The sequence below is a fragment of the Natrinema sp. 1APR25-10V2 genome, from assembly GCF_031626495.1.
In the GTDB taxonomy this organism is placed as follows: domain Archaea; phylum Halobacteriota; class Halobacteria; order Halobacteriales; family Natrialbaceae; genus Natrinema.
Map to the genome: position 1 here is coordinate 663,051 of NZ_JAMQOJ010000003.1, position 15,773 is coordinate 678,823.

The window sequence follows — 15,773 nt, forward strand, 5'->3', positions numbered from 1 at the left end:
ACCGAAACCGGGCGTGAACCTACGGCGCGGCCGGCGCGAGTCCCGGCGAACGCGGCGACTCGAGGGTCGGTGCGGGCCGTGCGAGCGTCGCCGGCTGTGGCCCGGTCGCGAGCGACGACGCGGGTTCCGTCTGGCGCTCGCCGTCAGTTTGCTCGATGACGTACGTCTGGTCGACCGTCGACGCCTGGAGTTTACCGACCGGTGCGTAGTCCTCGGTCAGTATCGGAACGTCGTCAGTCTGGGGCGGCGCCATGTATCCGCTGAGCTCGCCGCTCAGATCGATCCCGATCTCGCGGTTCCGGTTTCGTTTCTCGAGCTCGTCCACGGTGAAGTCGGTGTTGGCTTTCGTCGCGACGACTTCGATGTTCTGGACCGAGTCCCAACTCGAGGTGCGGAAGCTGTAAGTCGAGGCGAACGCCTCGTCGATGGTCTTGTACTGTGCCCGGTAGAACGCCGAGCCGCTGCCGCTGGGTGCGGCGATGATGTTCGCCATGAAGACGCCGTCCTCGTCGAGGTGATTCTCGGCCAGTTCCATGAAGTCGAGCTGTGTCATGTGGACCGGGACCTGGTCTTTCTGGTAGGCGTCGAGGACGATCAGGTCGTACTTCTTATCGGTGTTCTGCAGGAACACCCGTCCGTCTTCGGTGTGTGCGGTCAGATTCTCGCTCTCCTCGAGGCGGAAGTACTCCTTGGCGGCCCGGGTCACCGCGGGATCGAGTTCGACGACGTCGACGTCGACGTCGTACGAACGCTCGAAGTCCTTCGGACCGGTATACCCGCCCCCGCCGATGAACAACACGTCCTCGACCTCCTGTGGATCGTCGACCATCAGCATGGGGGCGTGGAAGTAGCGCGTGTACTCGAAGACGTGTCGATCGGGATCGTCGAGGTCCATCGCGCTGTGGCGGGCACCGTCGAGATACAGCGTCCGAACGCCGTCGCTGTCCACGACTTCGAGTTCCTGATAGGCCGTCTGCGTCTGGTAGACCACGTCGCCGCGGTGGTCGAACGCCACCGGACCGATGCCGGCCGCGACGACGAGCACCACTGCGATGCCGATGCTGGCCCCAGCCGGGCGCGGTGAAAGCGTGGGTAGCGTGAGCGTGAACGCGGTGGCGACGAGGATGAGCCCGAACAGAAAGCCGATCGCGTCGATGCCGAGCGACGGGATGAGGACGTACGTCGTCGCGCCTGCGCCGACGATGCTGCCGATGGTGCCGAGCGCGTAGACGTGGCCCGACGCTTCGCCGATCCCCTCTTTCTGGGAGAGCTCGGCCGCGTACGGGCTGATGAATCCCAGCAGGTAGGTCGGCGGGCCGAAGAGGACGAGCACCGCCGGCAGCGAGGCGTACCGGGCCGGCAACGGCAGCATCGACGCCGAGAGTAGCAGCTGGTCGCTCCCGTAGACGACGATCGCGACGTAGCCCGCGGTTCCGAGCAGGAGCCAGGTCATCCGCCGGTTCGACGCCGTTTCGGCGTGTTTGCCACCCTGCCAGTAGCCCAGGCTCAGCGCGGCGAGAAAGACGGTAATGATGCTCCCCCAGGTGTAGATACTGTTCCCGAACTGGGGCGCGATGATCCGCCCTGCGAGAATCTCGAGGCCCATGCTGGTGACGCCGGAGACGAACACCGCGAGCTCGGGTTTCGTCGGCCGATACGCGGCAGTCTGCCCCAGACTCATTGTCGGCACAAAGGGGCCCCGTGACGAGTACCTGTCGCCTCGTCCCACGGCCGTCGGTCGAACCTCGGCCGCCGACTCCCGTGAGCCGGGGACCGGTCTCCGGCTCGCCGCTCGATCACTGTCGATTCGGCCCGTCAGTTCGTCGTGATGACTTCGATCACGTCCCGAGATTCGACCTCGTACTCCTTGCCGAGCTGGCGGTTCGTCCGGCAGTCGATCGCGTGCAGGAAGCCGTCGCCGATGTCGGAGTGGAGACTGTAGGCGAAGTCCTCGGCGGTCGAGTCCGGCGGGATCAGATAACAGTCCGGCAGCACCTCGCCGCGTTCGTTCCCCAGTCCGTTCGCACCGCCGGGGAACACCGGCGTCACGCCGAGCACGTCGAACAGCGCCGTCTCGAGGGCCGCCTGGACTCCCGTCGCGCCGTACTCGGTGAGGAAGTCCCGGATCTGCTCGAGTCCCTGTTCTTGCTCGCCGGAGATGTCGCCGGTGAGTTCGAAGTCAGCGTCTCCCGGTCGGTAGTCGACGACGCCGGCCTGATCGGCCGATTTCAGCGCCTTCTCGGCGTGGGCGCTGCAGGGGACGATCGTCAGGTGGTCGTAGTCGGGATCGTTCGCGATCTCCTCGTAGTTTTCCTGCGCTTCGGGAGTGTCCATCTTGTTCGCCGCGATCACCATCGGCTTGGTCTCTTTGCGGATCTCGCGGGCGAGTTCGAGCCTGTCTTCCGCCTCCCACTCGTCAGGATCGAAGCCGATATCGACGCGCCGGATCAGGCGTTTGATCTCGTCCTCGCTGGTCTTGAACGCGCTCATCTGCTCGGCGAGCTCCTCCTCGATGGCGTCGTCCTCGGTCGTGTAGCCCGTCTCGTAGCGTTCGATCCCCTTCTTCAGGACGCCGAGATACCACTGGTCGAGTTCCTCCTCGAGGAAGGCGATGTCATCGCGTGGGTCGTGACCGTCGGTGGGCTCGCCCTCGGCGTCGGTCGTCCCGGAGAAGTCGACGACGTGGACGAGCACGTCGGTCTCGTTCAGGTCCGAGAGGAACTGGTTGCCGAGCCCGTTGCCCTCGTGGGCGCCGGGGATCAGCCCGGCCACGTCGACGAGTTTCGTCGGAACGAACCGCGTGCCGTGCTCGCAGAAGCCGACGTTCGGGGTGCACTCCTCGTCGAACTCCGGCGCGGCGCAGTCGACGCGGACGTAGGCCTCGCCCACGCTGGGGTCGATCGTCGTGAACGGGTAGGCCCCCTCGGGCACGTCGTTCATCGTCGCTGCGTTGAAGAAGGAAGATTTGCCGACGGACGGTTTGCCGACCAGTCCGATCCGGTAACTCGTACTCATTACCCGTTCTGGTCGTGGGGTGCCTAAACGGGTTTCTGTCCGTCGGCAGCGTGGTATGACCGGACGTGGCAAGCTCGTGCGGCCGGCTCGAGCTAGACGTGCGTCGGCGGCTCGACGGCCGTCTCGATGTCGAGTTCGGCGGCCACGTCGTCGAGCAGGTCGCCTTTGACCTCCGAACTCCGCCAGCCGATCTCGGCGACCAGCGGCGGCTCGAACTCCGAGCGGATCGTCTCGAGGCGCGCCGTTTCGGTCTCGACGCGCTCGCGGAGGTAGCGCGCGCCGCGGCCGTTCTCGTCGGAATCGGGCGACGGCGTCAGCTTGTTTGCGACGAGCCCGCGGACCGCGAGGTCTTGCTCCCGGAGGCCGTCGATCGCGCGTCGGGTCTCGTTGAGCGACAGTTCGTCGGGATTCATGACGAGGAAGAACGCGGCGTCGTCGTGTAGCGCCGCGCCCGCGAACTCGAAGAACTCCTTGCGCTCCTGCAGTCGCGCGAGCACGGGATCGCCCTCCATCACGCGCCGGGGCTCGTTGCTGCCGACCGCGGCCTTCTCGAAGAGGTCGATGCTCGTCCGGCGCTTGTGCATCAGCCGGTCGATCCACCCCTCGAGCAGGTCCGGAAGGCCGAGTAAGCGAAGCGTGCTCCCCGTCGGCGAGGTGTCGAAGACGACCCGGTCGTAGGCCTCGGCGTTTCGCATCACGTCGACGAACCGGTCGAACAGCGCCGACTCGTAGGCCCCGGGGGTCCCGTGGGCCATCTCGAGCTGGCGGTTGATCTCGTTGACCATCGACGCCGACACCTGCTCCGAGAGGTCCTGGCGGATCTCGTCTAGGTGACGCGTCACCTCGTCCTCGGGGTCGATCTGCATCGCGTCGAGGCCGTCGATCCCCTCGACGGACTGTGGCGAATCGTCGAACGGCTGGTCGAACACGTCAGTGACGGAGTGGGCCGGGTCGGTCGAGACGACGAGCGTTCGGTTCCCGTCGCGCGCACTGCGCAACGCGTAGGCACACGAGACGGTCGTTTTTCCGACGCCGCCCTTGCCGCCGAAGAAGACGAACGGCTCCATTAGAAGTGGTACTGCTGTCCCTTGCGTTCGATGTACGAGTCTCGATCCCACAGCCGCCGTTCCCACGATTCGAACTCGTCCTCGAGGTAGGGCAGCAGCTCCGACGTGTAGTACGAGACCGGCGACGGAATGCCGAAGGCGTCCGGGAAACACGCCAGAATGAACGCGTCTTCGGTGTCCTCGGCTTCCTTCTCGATCTTCTCGTAGGCGGGGTGCGAGATCATCCCGTGGTAGAGCCCTCGCAGCCACTCCTCGAGCGTCTCACGAAACGTTTCGATCCGGTCTGCCAGCTCCATGCCCGTATCTGGGGTGTGAATGCTAAAAACCCTCATGATCGGTTTCAAGTCAGTTCGCCCCCACCGTTCGGGTATGGAAACGGGTACGGACGAGCCGATTCCGGTGACGATACTCTCCGGGAGCCTGGGTGCCGGAAAGACGACGCTACTCAACCACCTGCTGTCGACCGCCGGCGACCGGACGCTAGCGGTGCTTGTCAACGACATGGGCGAGGTCAACGTCGACGCCGAACTCGTCGCCGAGGGCTCGGAACTCGAGCTCGACGACGGCGTCGCGGAGCTCTCGAACGGCTGTATCTGCTGTGAGCTCCAGGACGACCTCGAGACCGCCGTGGTCAGGCTGGCCCGCGATCGCTCGTTCGACCACCTGATCGTCGAGTCGTCGGGCATCTCCGAGCCCGCGCCCGTGGCGCGGCTGTTCACCACCGAGTCCCGCGTCGCGGCGCTGTACGACGTGGACACGCTCGTGACCGTGCTGGACACGCCCGCGTTCCTCGCGGCCTTCGGCGGCGAGGAGACGCCCGAACGCCGCGGCGACGAGGACGATCGGCCGCTGTCGGACCTGCTCGTCGAACAGGTCGAGGTCTCGAATCTCGTCCTGCTCAACAAGGCCGATCTCTGTTCCGACGCGGAACTCGCCGAGGCCGAGGAACTCGTCGGCGCGCTCCAGCCGGACGCGGAGACGATCCGCACGGAGTTCTCGGCGGTCGATCCCGACCGGCTGCTCGGCGCGGGGCTGTTCGATCCGAACCGAGTCAACGATCTGCCGGGCTGGAAGCGGGCGCTCGAGTCGGCCGAAGACGATCACGGGCACGACGGCGACGCGCACGACCACGCCGGGAGCGGGGGTCACCACGACGACCACCACGGCCACCACCATCCCGACGAGGTCTACGGCGTCTCCTCGTTCGTCTACCGCCGCCGCCGGCCGTTCCACCCCGATCGATTCACCGCGTTCCTCGAGGACCTTCCCGCGGAAATCGTCCGCGCGAAGGGAACCGCCTGGCTCGCCGGCAACGAGATGCGGGTGTCGATCGCCCAGGCCGGCCCGTCGATCAGGGCCACCGCACAGGGCCCCTGGATCGCGAGCCTCCCCGAGGTCGAGCGCGATATGTATCGATCGAACCGGCCGAACCTCGAGTGGGACGACGAGCACGGCGACCGCCGGACCGAACTCGTCTTCATCGGCACGGAGTACGACGAGGCGGAACTGCGCGCGGGCCTCGAGGACGCGCTCGTCCCTGACGAGGAGTGGGCGAGCGACGACGCTCTCGAGGGTTCGTTCCCCGACGAGCAGGGCGACGAACTGGTCGTCCGCGAGCCCTGAGCCGCTACTACTGTCTCAGCACGCGCAGTCGCGGCCGGTCGCGCGTTCGAATCGCATCTCCGCGCCGCAGTCCGGGCAGACCGGTTCCCCCTCGAGGTCGACGTCCCTGATCCGAACGTCACAGTCGTCACACCAGTAGGCTCCCTTCGAACCGTCGTCCGGACGGCTCCGCGGTTCGGGCGACGCGAGCGCCGCTTTCATCGAGTCGATGAATCCCATGGGCGACCGTACGTGGGCCAACCTCATAATCCATGCGACGGTATGGCACGATTATCACCGATTCGACGCTGACTCCGGCGTGCGGACCCGAACGCGGTGACTTCAGCCGACGAGCAGAGGGACGGCGAGCGCGACGATGAGCGCCGTCAGGATCGGGATGAGATAGAACAGTCGCTCCGCGCGGAGCGCCGCAGGGACGAGCGCCTCCGGGTCCGCGTTCCACACCTGGCGGTGGAAGGCGACGGTGAGCGCGACGAGGAACAGCGCGACCGAGGCCGCGATTCCCGCCTCGAGCGACAGGCCGAGCGCCTGGCCGTACAGCGGACCGAACGACAGCAAGATCATGAACGCGAGCCCGACTACCACGACGAACGGGACCGGATCGACGGGGACCCCGTGACGGTTTCGAAGGGGCATACGAGTCGTTTCGCCCTCGAGAGACAAAGAGCTATAGTAACAACTGAACCGATTTACACACCGATCGCACGAGGGCTGTGCGATCGGGTGTGCATTGACTTTCAGTGGCTACTATATACCGCCCTCGCGACGCCGTCGATCGACCCATCGGGTTCGCGTGCTCCGCCAGCGAACAGTTAAGTGACGCTACCGTCGTCTCCCTGTATGAGCAACGGTGACTCGGAACAGGAGGGGTTCGAGGCGGGCGTCTCGTCCTCGCGGGGCGATCCACGCGTGCTGCTCGCGATGAACGCCGTGCTGTCCACGCTGTTCGCCTGGACGATCGTCTGGGGACTGGCGTTTCTGGACTTCATCGAGTTCGGTCTCGTCAACGTGGCCACGGCCGCGATCGTGCTGTTCGCGATGACGTATCTCGTGACGCATTCGTGACGGCCGCTCGAGGGCCCCGGACTACCGTCCGTAGATGAGGCGGCGACCGAGATCGTCGATCCGGTCGGTCACGTGGCCGGCCCAGGCGGCCGGCGAAACGCGTCGGAGCGTCTCGTCGTCGATTTCGATCGCGCCCTCGTCGAACGGATCGCGGCGCTCTTCGCCGTTGTCATCGTCGCCGGACGAGGCGACGTCGACGACGGTCGACATCGAGCACCGGCCGCAGGATTCGGTCTGTTTTCCACCCATGTGAGGCTCTTGCACGCTAGTACGGTTTCGACGGCTAAAAGCTATCGACCGACTCGAGACGCGCGACGCCAGTTCGAGGGGGACCCACGTCCACCGACGGATATTTGATAGGCCGACGGCAACCAGTGGTATGAGTGAACAGGTCATGGGACCGAACGAAATCGGATCGGCGCGGGAGCACGACGGGACGGCATCGAACCTCACAGCACGATGAGCGAGAAAGCAGCGCCCGCGGAGTTGCCGGCCGAGATCCGCGAGGCGGTCCCCGACTGGGACGACGAGTATTTCGATCGCGTCTCCGACCGGCTGATGTACAACTACGACCTCGAGAAGGATCGCCGCGTCGGCGGCGAGCGGTGGGACCTCTACGGGGAGATGCGGGTGCTCAGCCAGAAGCAGTTCTTCCATCCGGCGCTTTCCTACGCCGATCACGAGGCCGAGGAGTATCTCCTCGCCCGGCGTGACTCCCGGCCGACCGTGGCGGAACTCGAGCGGCTCGTCGACCTCGGGCACGAGCTCGCGGACGAACACGTTATCGCGGACGAAGAACACTTCGGGACTGACTTCACGTTCGTCCTCGTCGCCGAGGAGCTGCCCGAGGACGTTCGGGAGTTCGTCTCGGGCTTCCGTGACCGGACGCTCCTGAAGTTCGGCTACCACGGCCACTACGAGGTCAACCTGATCGTCGTCGTTCCCGACACCGAAGACCACGTCGCCAGCGAGGCCGCCGATGCCGTCGAGGCGTTCACCCTCTGGGAGAACGTGACCACGCCCGACGAGGGGTTCTTTTCGCGGCTCGCGAAGCGCTTCTGGCGATAGCCGGCCCTAACCGTCGTAGTTCGGCCGATAAAAATACGCGACGCGGTGTGTCAGTCGTCGCCCGGTTCGGCCGCAGGTGTGCTGGGTTCACGACGGACACGACTGATGTTCCGGTACCCGAGCCTGACGAGCGCGAGTGCCAGGCCGATGAGGACGAGCCCGAGGATCATCTGGACGCCCGCCGAGAGCTGGCCCTCGAGGGACCCCGCCCCGCCCTGAAGCAGGTTCAGGTAGAGGTTCTCGTAGAACACCAGGATCAGCAGCCCGAGGACGGTGATCGTGACCATGATCGCCATCGGAACGCCGGTCGAGATGAGCTGCTTGTTGTCGTCCCAGTTGGCCAGCCAGACGGTCGCGGTCAGCAAGGCGAGCGCGGCGAGCAGCTGGTTCGCGCCGCCGAACAGCTGCCAGAGGACGACCCACTGGCCGGAGACGACGAGCAGGTACGCCGGGATGATCTGCACGAGCGGGTTCGTGTACCGTCCGCGTGCGATCGACGCGGGATCGGCGTTCAGCCCCGTATCGGTCCGCCCTGCGGGCGTACCGACGATCTCCTCCATCATGTACCGGCCGAGTCGAACGGCCGTGTCGGTCGACGTGAGCAGGAAGCTCACGAGGACGAGCGCCATGAACACGGCGCCGACCGTCTCTGGAATACCGAGGCTCGTGAGAATGAGCCCGCCGCCGGACGCGAAGTTCGGAAGCGCCTGACCGATGCCGCCGGCATCGGTGAAGCCCCACACCGCGAGTGTCGAGAGGGCGACTGCGGCGAGCAGCCCTTCGCCGAGCATGCCGCCGTAGCCGATCAGGCGGGCGTCGGTCTCGTTATCGAGCTGTTTCGCGGTCGTCCCGGAGGAGACCAGCGAGTGGAATCCGCTGATCGTTCCGCAAGCGATGGTGATGAACAGCAGCGGGAACAGCGGCGCGTAGCCGGCCGCCTCGACGCCCCAGAAGCCTTCGAACGCACCGATCGAGCTGTCGATGACGAGCGGCTCGGACGACGTTCCGAGAAGCGTGCCAACGATGATGGCGACGATCGCCCCGCCGACGCCCGCGTACAGCAGGAACGACGACAGATAATCGCGCGGCTGGAGCAACACCCACACCGGAAGTGCGCTCGCAATTCCAGCGTAGACCATCACGATCGGAATCCAGCCCGCGATGTTTCCGCCCAGCGCACCTGCGCCGGGCACCCAGCTACCGTCGCCGCCGAGCAGGACGATCGTTCCGGCCGGATAATCACCGGCGAACAGCGCGACCGGGAACTGAATCCCGACCCAGACGGCGGCGAACACGCCCGCGACGAAGACGATCGTCCCGGGGACGAACGGGCCGTTGAACTGGTACAGGTAGACGCCGAACGCCAGCGCCAGCGCGATGTAGATGAACGACGCCGTCACCACCTGCGGATACGCGTTGAAGACGATCCCCACGACGAGCGCGAACACCGCCACGACGAGGATGATCGTCAGGAACGCGAACCACAGCAACATGTTCTTCCCGCTCTCACCGACGTACTCGCCGATGATGTAGCCGATCGACTTCCCCTCGTGGCGGAGACTGCCCGACAGCGAGACGAAGTCGTGGACGGCGCCCATCAGCGGGTTCCCGATGGCGATCCACAACAGGGCCGGTACCCAGCCCCAGATCGCCCCGGCCGTGATCGGGCCGACGATGGGCGCACCACCCGCGATGCTCGAGTAGTGGTGGCCCAACAACACCGGTTTCTTCGATGGTACGTACTCCTGTCCGTCCTCGTACTTATGTGCCGGCGTCTCCGCCTCTTCGTCGAGTTCGACGAACTGCGTCAGGTATCTCGAATACCCCACGTAGCCAGCGGTAAACGTGACCAGTACTGCCGCGATGATCCATATGACCTGTGTCATGGTAACCCCACACGGACCAAGGGTGAGCGTAAACCTTAATTGTTATTTATAATTTTTGTGTTGACCGGACGCATTTTTTAACGCAACATGTCTGTGGAATACTGAGTTAAGTTGAAATACCGTTCCAATCGGTAATATCCTATTACGGTTCCGGTAGGCTAGTTTGACAGGGTGTAGACAGTCCCAGTCTCGGAACCGGCCTCCGGAGACGTCCCAGCGGACGGTGTCGTCGTATCACGACGAAGTGAATACGCCCCGGCAGTCGGTGAAATACCGATCGACGACCTCGAATTACTCGAGAACGCCCTCTAACGCGTCCATCGTTCGCTCGACGCGGTCGACGCGCGCGTTGTGGCCCATGTGGCCGACCCGGAGCACGTCGTCCTCGAGGTCGCCGAGCCCGGTCGCGAGAACGATATCGTGCTCCTCGGCCAGTTCGCGCTGGAGTTCCGTGGCGCTCCTCTCGACCTCGAGCGCGGTCACCGTCGGCGAGGCGGTCGCGCCGTCGGGATAGAGCGCCACTCGGAGGTCGGCCGCCCGATCGCGGCAGCGCGCCGCGGCTTCCTCGTGGCGCGCGAAGACGGCCTCGAGACCCTCCTCGAGCAGCAGGTCGATCGCCGCGTCGAGTCCGTAGAGGTTCGTCGAGAGGTGCGTGTAGGGGAACCACTCCTCGTCGGCGGCGTCGCGCCACGGCTCGAGGTCGGTGTACAGCGACGGCGTTTCGAACGATTCGATCTGCTCCCAGGCCCGGTCGCTAACCGAGCAGACGGTCAGTCCCGGCGGCGCGCTGAAACACTTCTGGGAGGCCCCGAGGCAGATATCGATCCGCTCGGTCGGCACCGGCGCCCCGCCGAGCGAGGAAACCGCATCGACGATGGTGAGCACGTCGTGGTCGTCGCACAGTTCGAGCACCGGCTCGAGGTCGTTCAACACGCCGGTCGGCGTCTCGCAGTGGACCATCGTCGCGACGTCGAACTCGCCGTTCGCGAGATGGGACTCGATCGTCTCGGGGTCGAGCGAGTCGCGCCACGGCGTATCACAGACCACTGCCTCGCCGCCGGCCATCTCGACGAAGTCGGAGAACCCCTCCCCGTAGAGCCCGTTCGCGACGCAGAGCACCCGATCGCCGGGTTCGACCAGCGACGCGACGGCGGCCTCGAGGCCGAGAATCCCCTCGCCGCCGAGGATCACGATGTCGTCGTCGCCGTAGATCGACTCGAGTTTCGCGGTCAGGTCGCGGTAGAACTCGAAAAACTCGGGTTCGACGTCCGGGTTCGGCGTCGGTTCGGCCATCCGCTGGCGGACGGCCGCCGGGACCTCGGTCGGGCCGGGGGTCATGCGCAGTCTGTCGTCGGTCATACGCGTTTGACATCCTCCCTCCCCTAAAGGGGTGGGATTCCTCCGGTGGCGCTGTTCCGTTAAGCGTGAAAAGTGAGGCGGCACGATTTTGTGGTGCCTATGCCAAAAATCGACCGTCTCAGCGGGTGTAGCGACTGGATCGATTTGAGTTTTGTGGAGCGGGCACCGTTTAGTTTAGCACCTCCGCTGGCGTCTGACCGTCGAGTGACTGGTGCGGTCACTGCATGCGATCTCACGCACGAAGAGACGAAACGAGTCGTAGAGGTGGAAGAATACCGCGATTGACGCACTGCGGCCCACGGACGCCACCGTCCGTGGAAAACGAGTATCAGTCCGGTCGTCGTCGGTTGGACCGAGAACGCCATGGCAGACTGTACGCTGCGGCGCACGATGGGGGAGCGGCGGATCGACCACCCGGTGTTTGCGGCGCTCTACGACCGCTTCATGCCGGATCGGTTCCTGATTGGCCCGCACCGCGAGTACCTCGCGGCTGACCTCTCGGGGCGCGTCCTCGATCTCGGTGCGGGGACGGGTGCGATGATACCGTACGTCGCCGACGCCGGCGGTGACGACCTCGAGTACCACGCGATCGAGCCGGATCCGAACATGCTTCGCCGAGCGGCGGCGACGGCCGATCGGTCGTCCATGCAGGTACGCCTCCGCGACGATCGCGCGGAGTCGCTGCCGTACGCCGACGACGCCTTCGATGCCGTGCTCTCGAGTCTCGTCTTCTGTACGATCGGCGACCCCGACGCCGCCCTCGACGAGGTCGCTCGCGTCCTGGGGCCGGGCGGCGAACTGCGCTTCCTAGAGCACGTCCGCAACGACGGCCGGCGGGCGCGGACGCAGGATCGGCTGAATCCCGTCTGGGAACGCGCGGCCGCCGGCTGTCAGTTGAACCGCGAGACGGTCGAGCGGTTCGTCGCGCACGACGCGTTCGACATCCTCGAGATCGAACGGCTGCGGCTCGGCCTCTTCCCTGCGACGCCGATCGTCCGCGGTCGACTCCGGCGACGGCGCGACTGACCAAAGGTCGGCCGAACGTTCGCCCGAAGCGGACTGACACGGGAACGTGAGACAGTCGTTAAACCCGGTTCCGTGGTATCGGAGTGCATGCCACGGAAGACGTTAGTCGCCGTCGACGGCTCGCCGCAGTCCGAGGCGGCGCTTGCATACGCGCTCGAGGAGGTTCCGGAGTCGGCGATCACGGCGTTGCACGTCATTCGGCTTCCGGAGGGGTACTGGTCGTCGTTTGCCGCCTCGGACGCAGAACTGCCCGGCTACGAGCAGGCGCAGGAACGCGGTCGGAACCTCCTCGAGGAGGCCGTCGAGGCGGCCGCCGACGGGGGTCGCGAGCTCGAGACGGAGATCGTATCGGGAAAGCCGGCCCGAGAGATCGTCGACTACGCCACCGAGAACGGGTTCGACCAGATCGTCGTCGGGAGCCACGGTCGACACGGCGTCGACCGCGTCCTGCTCGGGAGCGTCTCCGAGGCCGTCGTTCGTCGCGCGCCGATGACGGTCGTCGTCGTTCACGAACAGCCGGATCGGTAGTCTGGGAGAGAGCGGGTGGGACGGTCCAGTCAGCGGATCGTATCCGGAATCCGTTCGATGACGTCCGTCGCGACGACGCCCGGACCGTACGCTGCCGTCGCGAGCTCGCCGCTCTTGCCGAGGATCCACGCGCCGAGTTCGGCGGCGTCGCGCCGGTCCATACCCTGCCCCAGCAGCGAGGCGACGATGCCGGCCAGCGTGTCACCGGTTCCGGCGACGGTCATCGCGGAGGTGCCAGTCTCGTTCGCGATCCGCTCGCCGCCGGCGACGATTTCGTCCACGTCGCCGGTCCGCGTCACGACCGCCCCCGTCTCCTCGGAGAACGCCTCGAGCGAGCCGTAGGTCTCGCTGATCGGATCGGCCTCGGTATCGCTGGGCGTCAGGATCGCGTTCGAGAGGTCGCTCTCGAGGGCGGGTTCGATCGCGAGCGCGTCGACGACCGTCGGCACGTCGACGCCGCGGACGGTTTCGCGAACCGCCGCGGGTTCGGCGTCGACGAGCCCGGGGCCGATGACGAACGCGTCGGCCCAGTCGGCCACCTCGAGGGCTCGGTCGACCGCGCCGTCCTCGAACTGATCGCCCGCGTACCGATCGACGAGCAGGTTCGGCGACTGACCCGCGACGATCTCGTAGGTCGGCTCGGCGACGAACGCCCGGACGTGATCGGAACCGGTTCGTAGCGCCGCCCGACCGACGAGCGCGGGCTGGTTCGGATACGCGACGCTGCCACCGACGATCGCGACGCGACCGTTGTCCGTGTCCGACTCCTCGCCGACGTTCGAGAGCGTTTCCTGGAGTCGCCCCATACTACGTTTCCCGAGCGGCCGTCGGTAGGCGTTCGGCAGGCGTGTTCCGGTCTGCCAGCCGCCTCGACTGCCGATCCGACGGCAGCGGGCGGCCCCGGCGTATGCGACGTAAACGCATAGTACTCCGCCCTCGTACTCCTCCGCAAGGCCATGTTCGACGATCGAACCGACGCTGGCGAGCAGCTCGCAGCGGAACTCGAGCGCCGCGACGTGCGGGCCGATGTCGTCCTCGGCATCCCGCGCGGTGCGCTGCCGGTCGCCAGACCGGTCGCGGACGCGCTCGACGCCGACCTCGACGTGGTCGTCGCGCGCAAGATGGGCGCACCGAAGAATCCGGAGGTCGCGCTGGGTGCAGTCGCCAGCGACGGGAGCGTCTGGTACAACGACGACCTGATCGACCGGGTTGGCGCGTCCGACGACTACATCGATGAGATTCGAGCCGAGGAGGCTGAAAACGCCCGCGAGAAGGCCGACCGTTACCGCGAGACCGAGGGGCTACCGGACCTGCGAGGGAAACGCGTCGTGGTCGCCGACGACGGGGTCGCGACCGGTGCGACTGCGACCGCTTGTCTCCGGCAGATACAGGGGACCGGCGCTGACTGGGTCGCGCTGGCCGTCCCCGTCGGCTCGCCGCGGGCCGTCGACGACCTCGAGCGGGAGGCCGACGCGGTGATCGCCCTGCAGACGCCGGCGAACTTTCGCGCCGTGGGCCAGTACTACCGGGACTTCGGGCAGGTGACCGACGCGGAGGCGATCGAATACCTCGATCGGGGATCGTAAGCGCCGACGGTGGGTCGCAGAAGGGTGGAAAACCGCCAGCGCGAACCGTAGGAGGGCCGGCGAAGACCGCCGATCAGGGCCAGAGCCCGCGCATCTCCTGGGCGTCGGCGATGCGCTCGAGCGCGACCACGTAGGCGGCATCGCGCCAGGAGATATCCCGTCGTTCGACCTCGTCTCTCAGGGCGGTCCAGGCCGTCACCATCTCCGACTCGAGCTCCTCGTTGACGCGCTCGAGGCTCCACGCGCGGCGGTTGATGTCCTGGAGCCACTCGAAGTAGGAGACGGTGACGCCGCCCGCGTTCGCGAGGATATCCGGGATTACGCGGATTCCCCGTTCCTCCAAGATAGCGTCTGCGGCGAACGTGGTCGGGCCGTTCGCGCCCTCGACGACGATGTCGGCAGCGATGGCGTCGGCGTTGTCCGCCGTGATGACGTTGCCGACGGCCGCCGGAATCAACACGTCGACGTCGAGCTCGAGGAGCTCCTCGTTGGAGATCCGGCGGACGCCGTCGTCCTCGTCGATGCCGGCGGCGAACCGGGTGACCGCTTCGGGCTCCTCGTCGTGGGACGGAATCGCGCCGACGTCGATCCCGTCCGGATCGTAGACCGCGCCGTTGACGTCCGAGACGGCGACGACGGTCGCGCCCCACTCCTCGAGCAGGCGGGCGGCGTTCGCGCCGACGCTGCCAAAGCCCTGCACGGCGACGGTGGTCTCGGAGAGCGGGTAGCCGTAGTACTCGCAGGTCTCCCGGGTGACGATGGCGACGCTCCGTCCCGGCGCTTCCTCGCGGCCGTAGGAGCCGCCGATGCCGGGCGGCTTCCCGGTGACGACGCCGGGAATCGTCTCGCCTTCTTGCATGCTGTAGGCGTCCATGAACCAGGCCATCGTCTGGGGGTCCGTTCCCATGTCCGGGGCCGGGATGTCCGCGTTCGGGCCGATCACGTCGCGGATCTCCTGTGCGAACCGGCGCGTGAGCCGCTCTTTCTCGTCGGCGCTCAGCTCTTTCGGATCGACGACGATCCCGCCCTTCGCACCGCCGAAGGGGAGGTCCATCACGGCGCACTTCCAGGTCATCCACATCGAGAGCCCGACGCACTCGTCGCGAGTCACGTCGGGATGGTAGCGGAGGCCGCCCTTGTAGGGGCCGCGGACGCTGTCGTGCTGGGCGCGGTAGCCGGTGAAGACCTCGACGGAGCCGTCGTCGCGCTCGAGGGGCACCGTCACCTCGTGGACCGCCGCGGGGTGTTCCAGGCGCTCGAGGACGGCGTCGTCGATATCGAGCCCCGCGGCGGCGCGGTCGAGCTGTCGGCGCGCGGTCTCGAGCGCGCTCTCGTGGTCAGTCGACGTAGCGGTCGCTTCGTCACTTGCCGGCGGAGAACGCTGATGAGACGCCATGCTCACTCGATCGGTGTGTGTCGATTGCGCATCTCTGCGCCGCATTCGGGGCAGGCGTTCGGTGCGGACGCTCGGACGACGGTTCCACAGTCGAAGCACTCGTAAGTCGATTCGGCCTCGGGATCGAGTTGGATGTCTTTCATGGTAGAGACGA

The 15,773-nt window shown here is 66.3% G+C and carries 18 protein-coding genes and 1 pseudogene; 7 read left to right on the top strand and 12 right to left on the bottom strand.

Annotated features, from left to right (window positions below; translation table 11 throughout):
- Positions 1–19 precede the first annotated feature (19 nt).
- The 4 genes from NDO75_RS12680 to NDO75_RS12695 form a co-directional block, all read right to left on the bottom strand.
- Entirely contained in the window at positions 20–1,681 is a 1,662-nt protein-coding gene (locus tag NDO75_RS12680; RefSeq protein WP_310906708.1) for a fused MFS/spermidine synthase, read from the bottom strand.
- 134 nt (positions 1,682–1,815) lie between these two features.
- Positions 1,816–3,015 carry a redox-regulated ATPase YchF gene (locus NDO75_RS12685; protein WP_310906709.1) on the bottom strand — a complete coding sequence of 400 codons (1,200 nt, stop codon included), beginning with the start codon at positions 3,013–3,015 and terminating at the stop codon, positions 1,816–1,818.
- A 92-nt stretch (positions 3,016–3,107) separates the two neighbouring features.
- A complete protein-coding gene (locus NDO75_RS12690; protein WP_310906710.1) occupies positions 3,108–4,082 on the bottom strand; it encodes an ArsA family ATPase in 975 nt (324 codons plus the stop codon).
- The gene (locus tag NDO75_RS12695) at positions 4,082–4,378 is read right to left on the bottom strand and encodes a hypothetical protein (RefSeq protein WP_254761426.1); all 297 of its coding nucleotides are present in this window, start codon (positions 4,376–4,378) and stop codon (positions 4,082–4,084) included. Before NDO75_RS12695 ends, NDO75_RS12690 begins: the two co-directional genes overlap by 1 nt.
- 73 nt (positions 4,379–4,451) lie before the next feature.
- Between NDO75_RS12695 and NDO75_RS12700 the strand changes: the two genes are divergently transcribed.
- Complete coding sequence (locus NDO75_RS12700) at positions 4,452–5,705, top strand: GTP-binding protein (protein ID WP_310906713.1); 1,254 nt, start codon at positions 4,452–4,454, stop codon at positions 5,703–5,705.
- 15 nt (positions 5,706–5,720) lie between these two features.
- On the opposite strand, the gene NDO75_RS12705 is transcribed toward NDO75_RS12700, so the two are convergent.
- Both NDO75_RS12705 and NDO75_RS12710 read right to left on the bottom strand, forming a co-directional pair.
- Complete coding sequence (locus NDO75_RS12705) at positions 5,721–5,924, bottom strand: hypothetical protein (protein ID WP_310906715.1); 204 nt, start codon at positions 5,922–5,924, stop codon at positions 5,721–5,723.
- A 102-nt stretch (positions 5,925–6,026) separates the two neighbouring features.
- Positions 6,027–6,341, bottom strand: a complete 315-nt coding sequence (locus NDO75_RS12710; RefSeq protein ID WP_310906717.1) for a hypothetical protein — start codon at positions 6,339–6,341, stop codon at positions 6,027–6,029.
- 204 nt (positions 6,342–6,545) lie between these two features.
- Between NDO75_RS12710 and NDO75_RS12715 the strand changes: the two genes are divergently transcribed.
- Positions 6,546–6,770, top strand: coding sequence for a hypothetical protein (locus tag NDO75_RS12715; protein ID WP_310906718.1), 225 nt, complete (start codon positions 6,546–6,548; stop codon positions 6,768–6,770).
- A 21-nt stretch (positions 6,771–6,791) separates the two neighbouring features.
- Here the strand turns inward: NDO75_RS12715 and NDO75_RS12720 are convergent, their stop codons facing one another.
- Positions 6,792–7,019 (bottom strand): hypothetical protein, encoded by a 228-nt coding sequence (locus NDO75_RS12720; RefSeq protein WP_310906719.1) that lies wholly within the window; start codon positions 7,017–7,019, stop codon positions 6,792–6,794.
- 210 nt (positions 7,020–7,229) lie between these two features.
- On the opposite strand from NDO75_RS12720, the gene NDO75_RS12725 reads away from it, so the two are divergent.
- On the top strand, positions 7,230–7,838 hold the full coding sequence (locus NDO75_RS12725) for a hypothetical protein (RefSeq protein WP_310906720.1): 609 nt from the start codon (positions 7,230–7,232) through the stop codon (positions 7,836–7,838).
- A gap of 50 nt (positions 7,839–7,888) precedes the next feature.
- Here the strand turns inward: NDO75_RS12725 and NDO75_RS12730 are convergent, their stop codons facing one another.
- Together NDO75_RS12730 and NDO75_RS12735 are read right to left on the bottom strand one after the other, a co-directional pair.
- On the bottom strand, positions 7,889–9,724 hold the full coding sequence (locus NDO75_RS12730) for a carbon starvation CstA family protein (RefSeq protein ID WP_310906721.1): 1,836 nt from the start codon (positions 9,722–9,724) through the stop codon (positions 7,889–7,891).
- A 291-nt stretch (positions 9,725–10,015) separates the two neighbouring features.
- A complete protein-coding gene (locus tag NDO75_RS12735; protein ID WP_310906722.1) occupies positions 10,016–11,083 on the bottom strand; it encodes an alanine--glyoxylate aminotransferase family protein in 1,068 nt (355 codons plus the stop codon).
- A gap of 99 nt (positions 11,084–11,182) precedes the next feature.
- Here NDO75_RS12735 and NDO75_RS12740 point away from each other — a divergent pair.
- From NDO75_RS12740 to NDO75_RS12750, 3 genes and pseudogenes are all read left to right on the top strand, one after another.
- A pseudogene (locus NDO75_RS12740) lies at positions 11,183–11,245 on the top strand (IS6 family transposase); the annotation flags it as partial.
- 201 nt (positions 11,246–11,446) lie between these two features.
- The gene (locus NDO75_RS12745; protein ID WP_310906723.1) at positions 11,447–12,109 is read left to right on the top strand and encodes a class I SAM-dependent methyltransferase; all 663 of its coding nucleotides are present in this window, start codon (positions 11,447–11,449) and stop codon (positions 12,107–12,109) included.
- Positions 12,110–12,196: 87 nt separating this feature from the next.
- Positions 12,197–12,637, top strand: a complete 441-nt coding sequence (locus NDO75_RS12750; RefSeq protein WP_310906724.1) for a universal stress protein — start codon at positions 12,197–12,199, stop codon at positions 12,635–12,637.
- Positions 12,638–12,666: 29 nt separating this feature from the next.
- Here NDO75_RS12750 and NDO75_RS12755 read toward each other — a convergent pair whose 3' ends face one another.
- On the bottom strand, positions 12,667–13,443 hold the full coding sequence (locus tag NDO75_RS12755; protein ID WP_310906725.1) for an NAD(P)H-hydrate dehydratase: 777 nt from the start codon (positions 13,441–13,443) through the stop codon (positions 12,667–12,669).
- A 150-nt stretch (positions 13,444–13,593) separates the two neighbouring features.
- Here NDO75_RS12755 and NDO75_RS12760 point away from each other — a divergent pair, with 150 nt between their 5' ends.
- Positions 13,594–14,223, top strand: coding sequence for a phosphoribosyltransferase family protein (locus tag NDO75_RS12760; RefSeq protein ID WP_310906726.1), 630 nt, complete (start codon positions 13,594–13,596; stop codon positions 14,221–14,223).
- Positions 14,224–14,296: 73 nt separating this feature from the next.
- Here the strand turns inward: NDO75_RS12760 and gdhB are convergent, their stop codons facing one another.
- Both gdhB and NDO75_RS12770 read right to left on the bottom strand, forming a co-directional pair.
- The gene (gene gdhB / locus NDO75_RS12765) at positions 14,297–15,619 is read right to left on the bottom strand and encodes a glutamate dehydrogenase GdhB (protein WP_310906727.1); all 1,323 of its coding nucleotides are present in this window, start codon (positions 15,617–15,619) and stop codon (positions 14,297–14,299) included.
- Positions 15,620–15,621: 2 nt separating this feature from the next.
- Positions 15,622–15,762: a rubrerythrin-like domain-containing protein gene (locus tag NDO75_RS12770; protein ID WP_310906728.1), complete on the bottom strand. Its 141-nt coding sequence runs from the start codon at positions 15,760–15,762 to the stop codon at positions 15,622–15,624.
- Between the last annotated feature and the right edge of the window lie 11 nt (positions 15,763–15,773).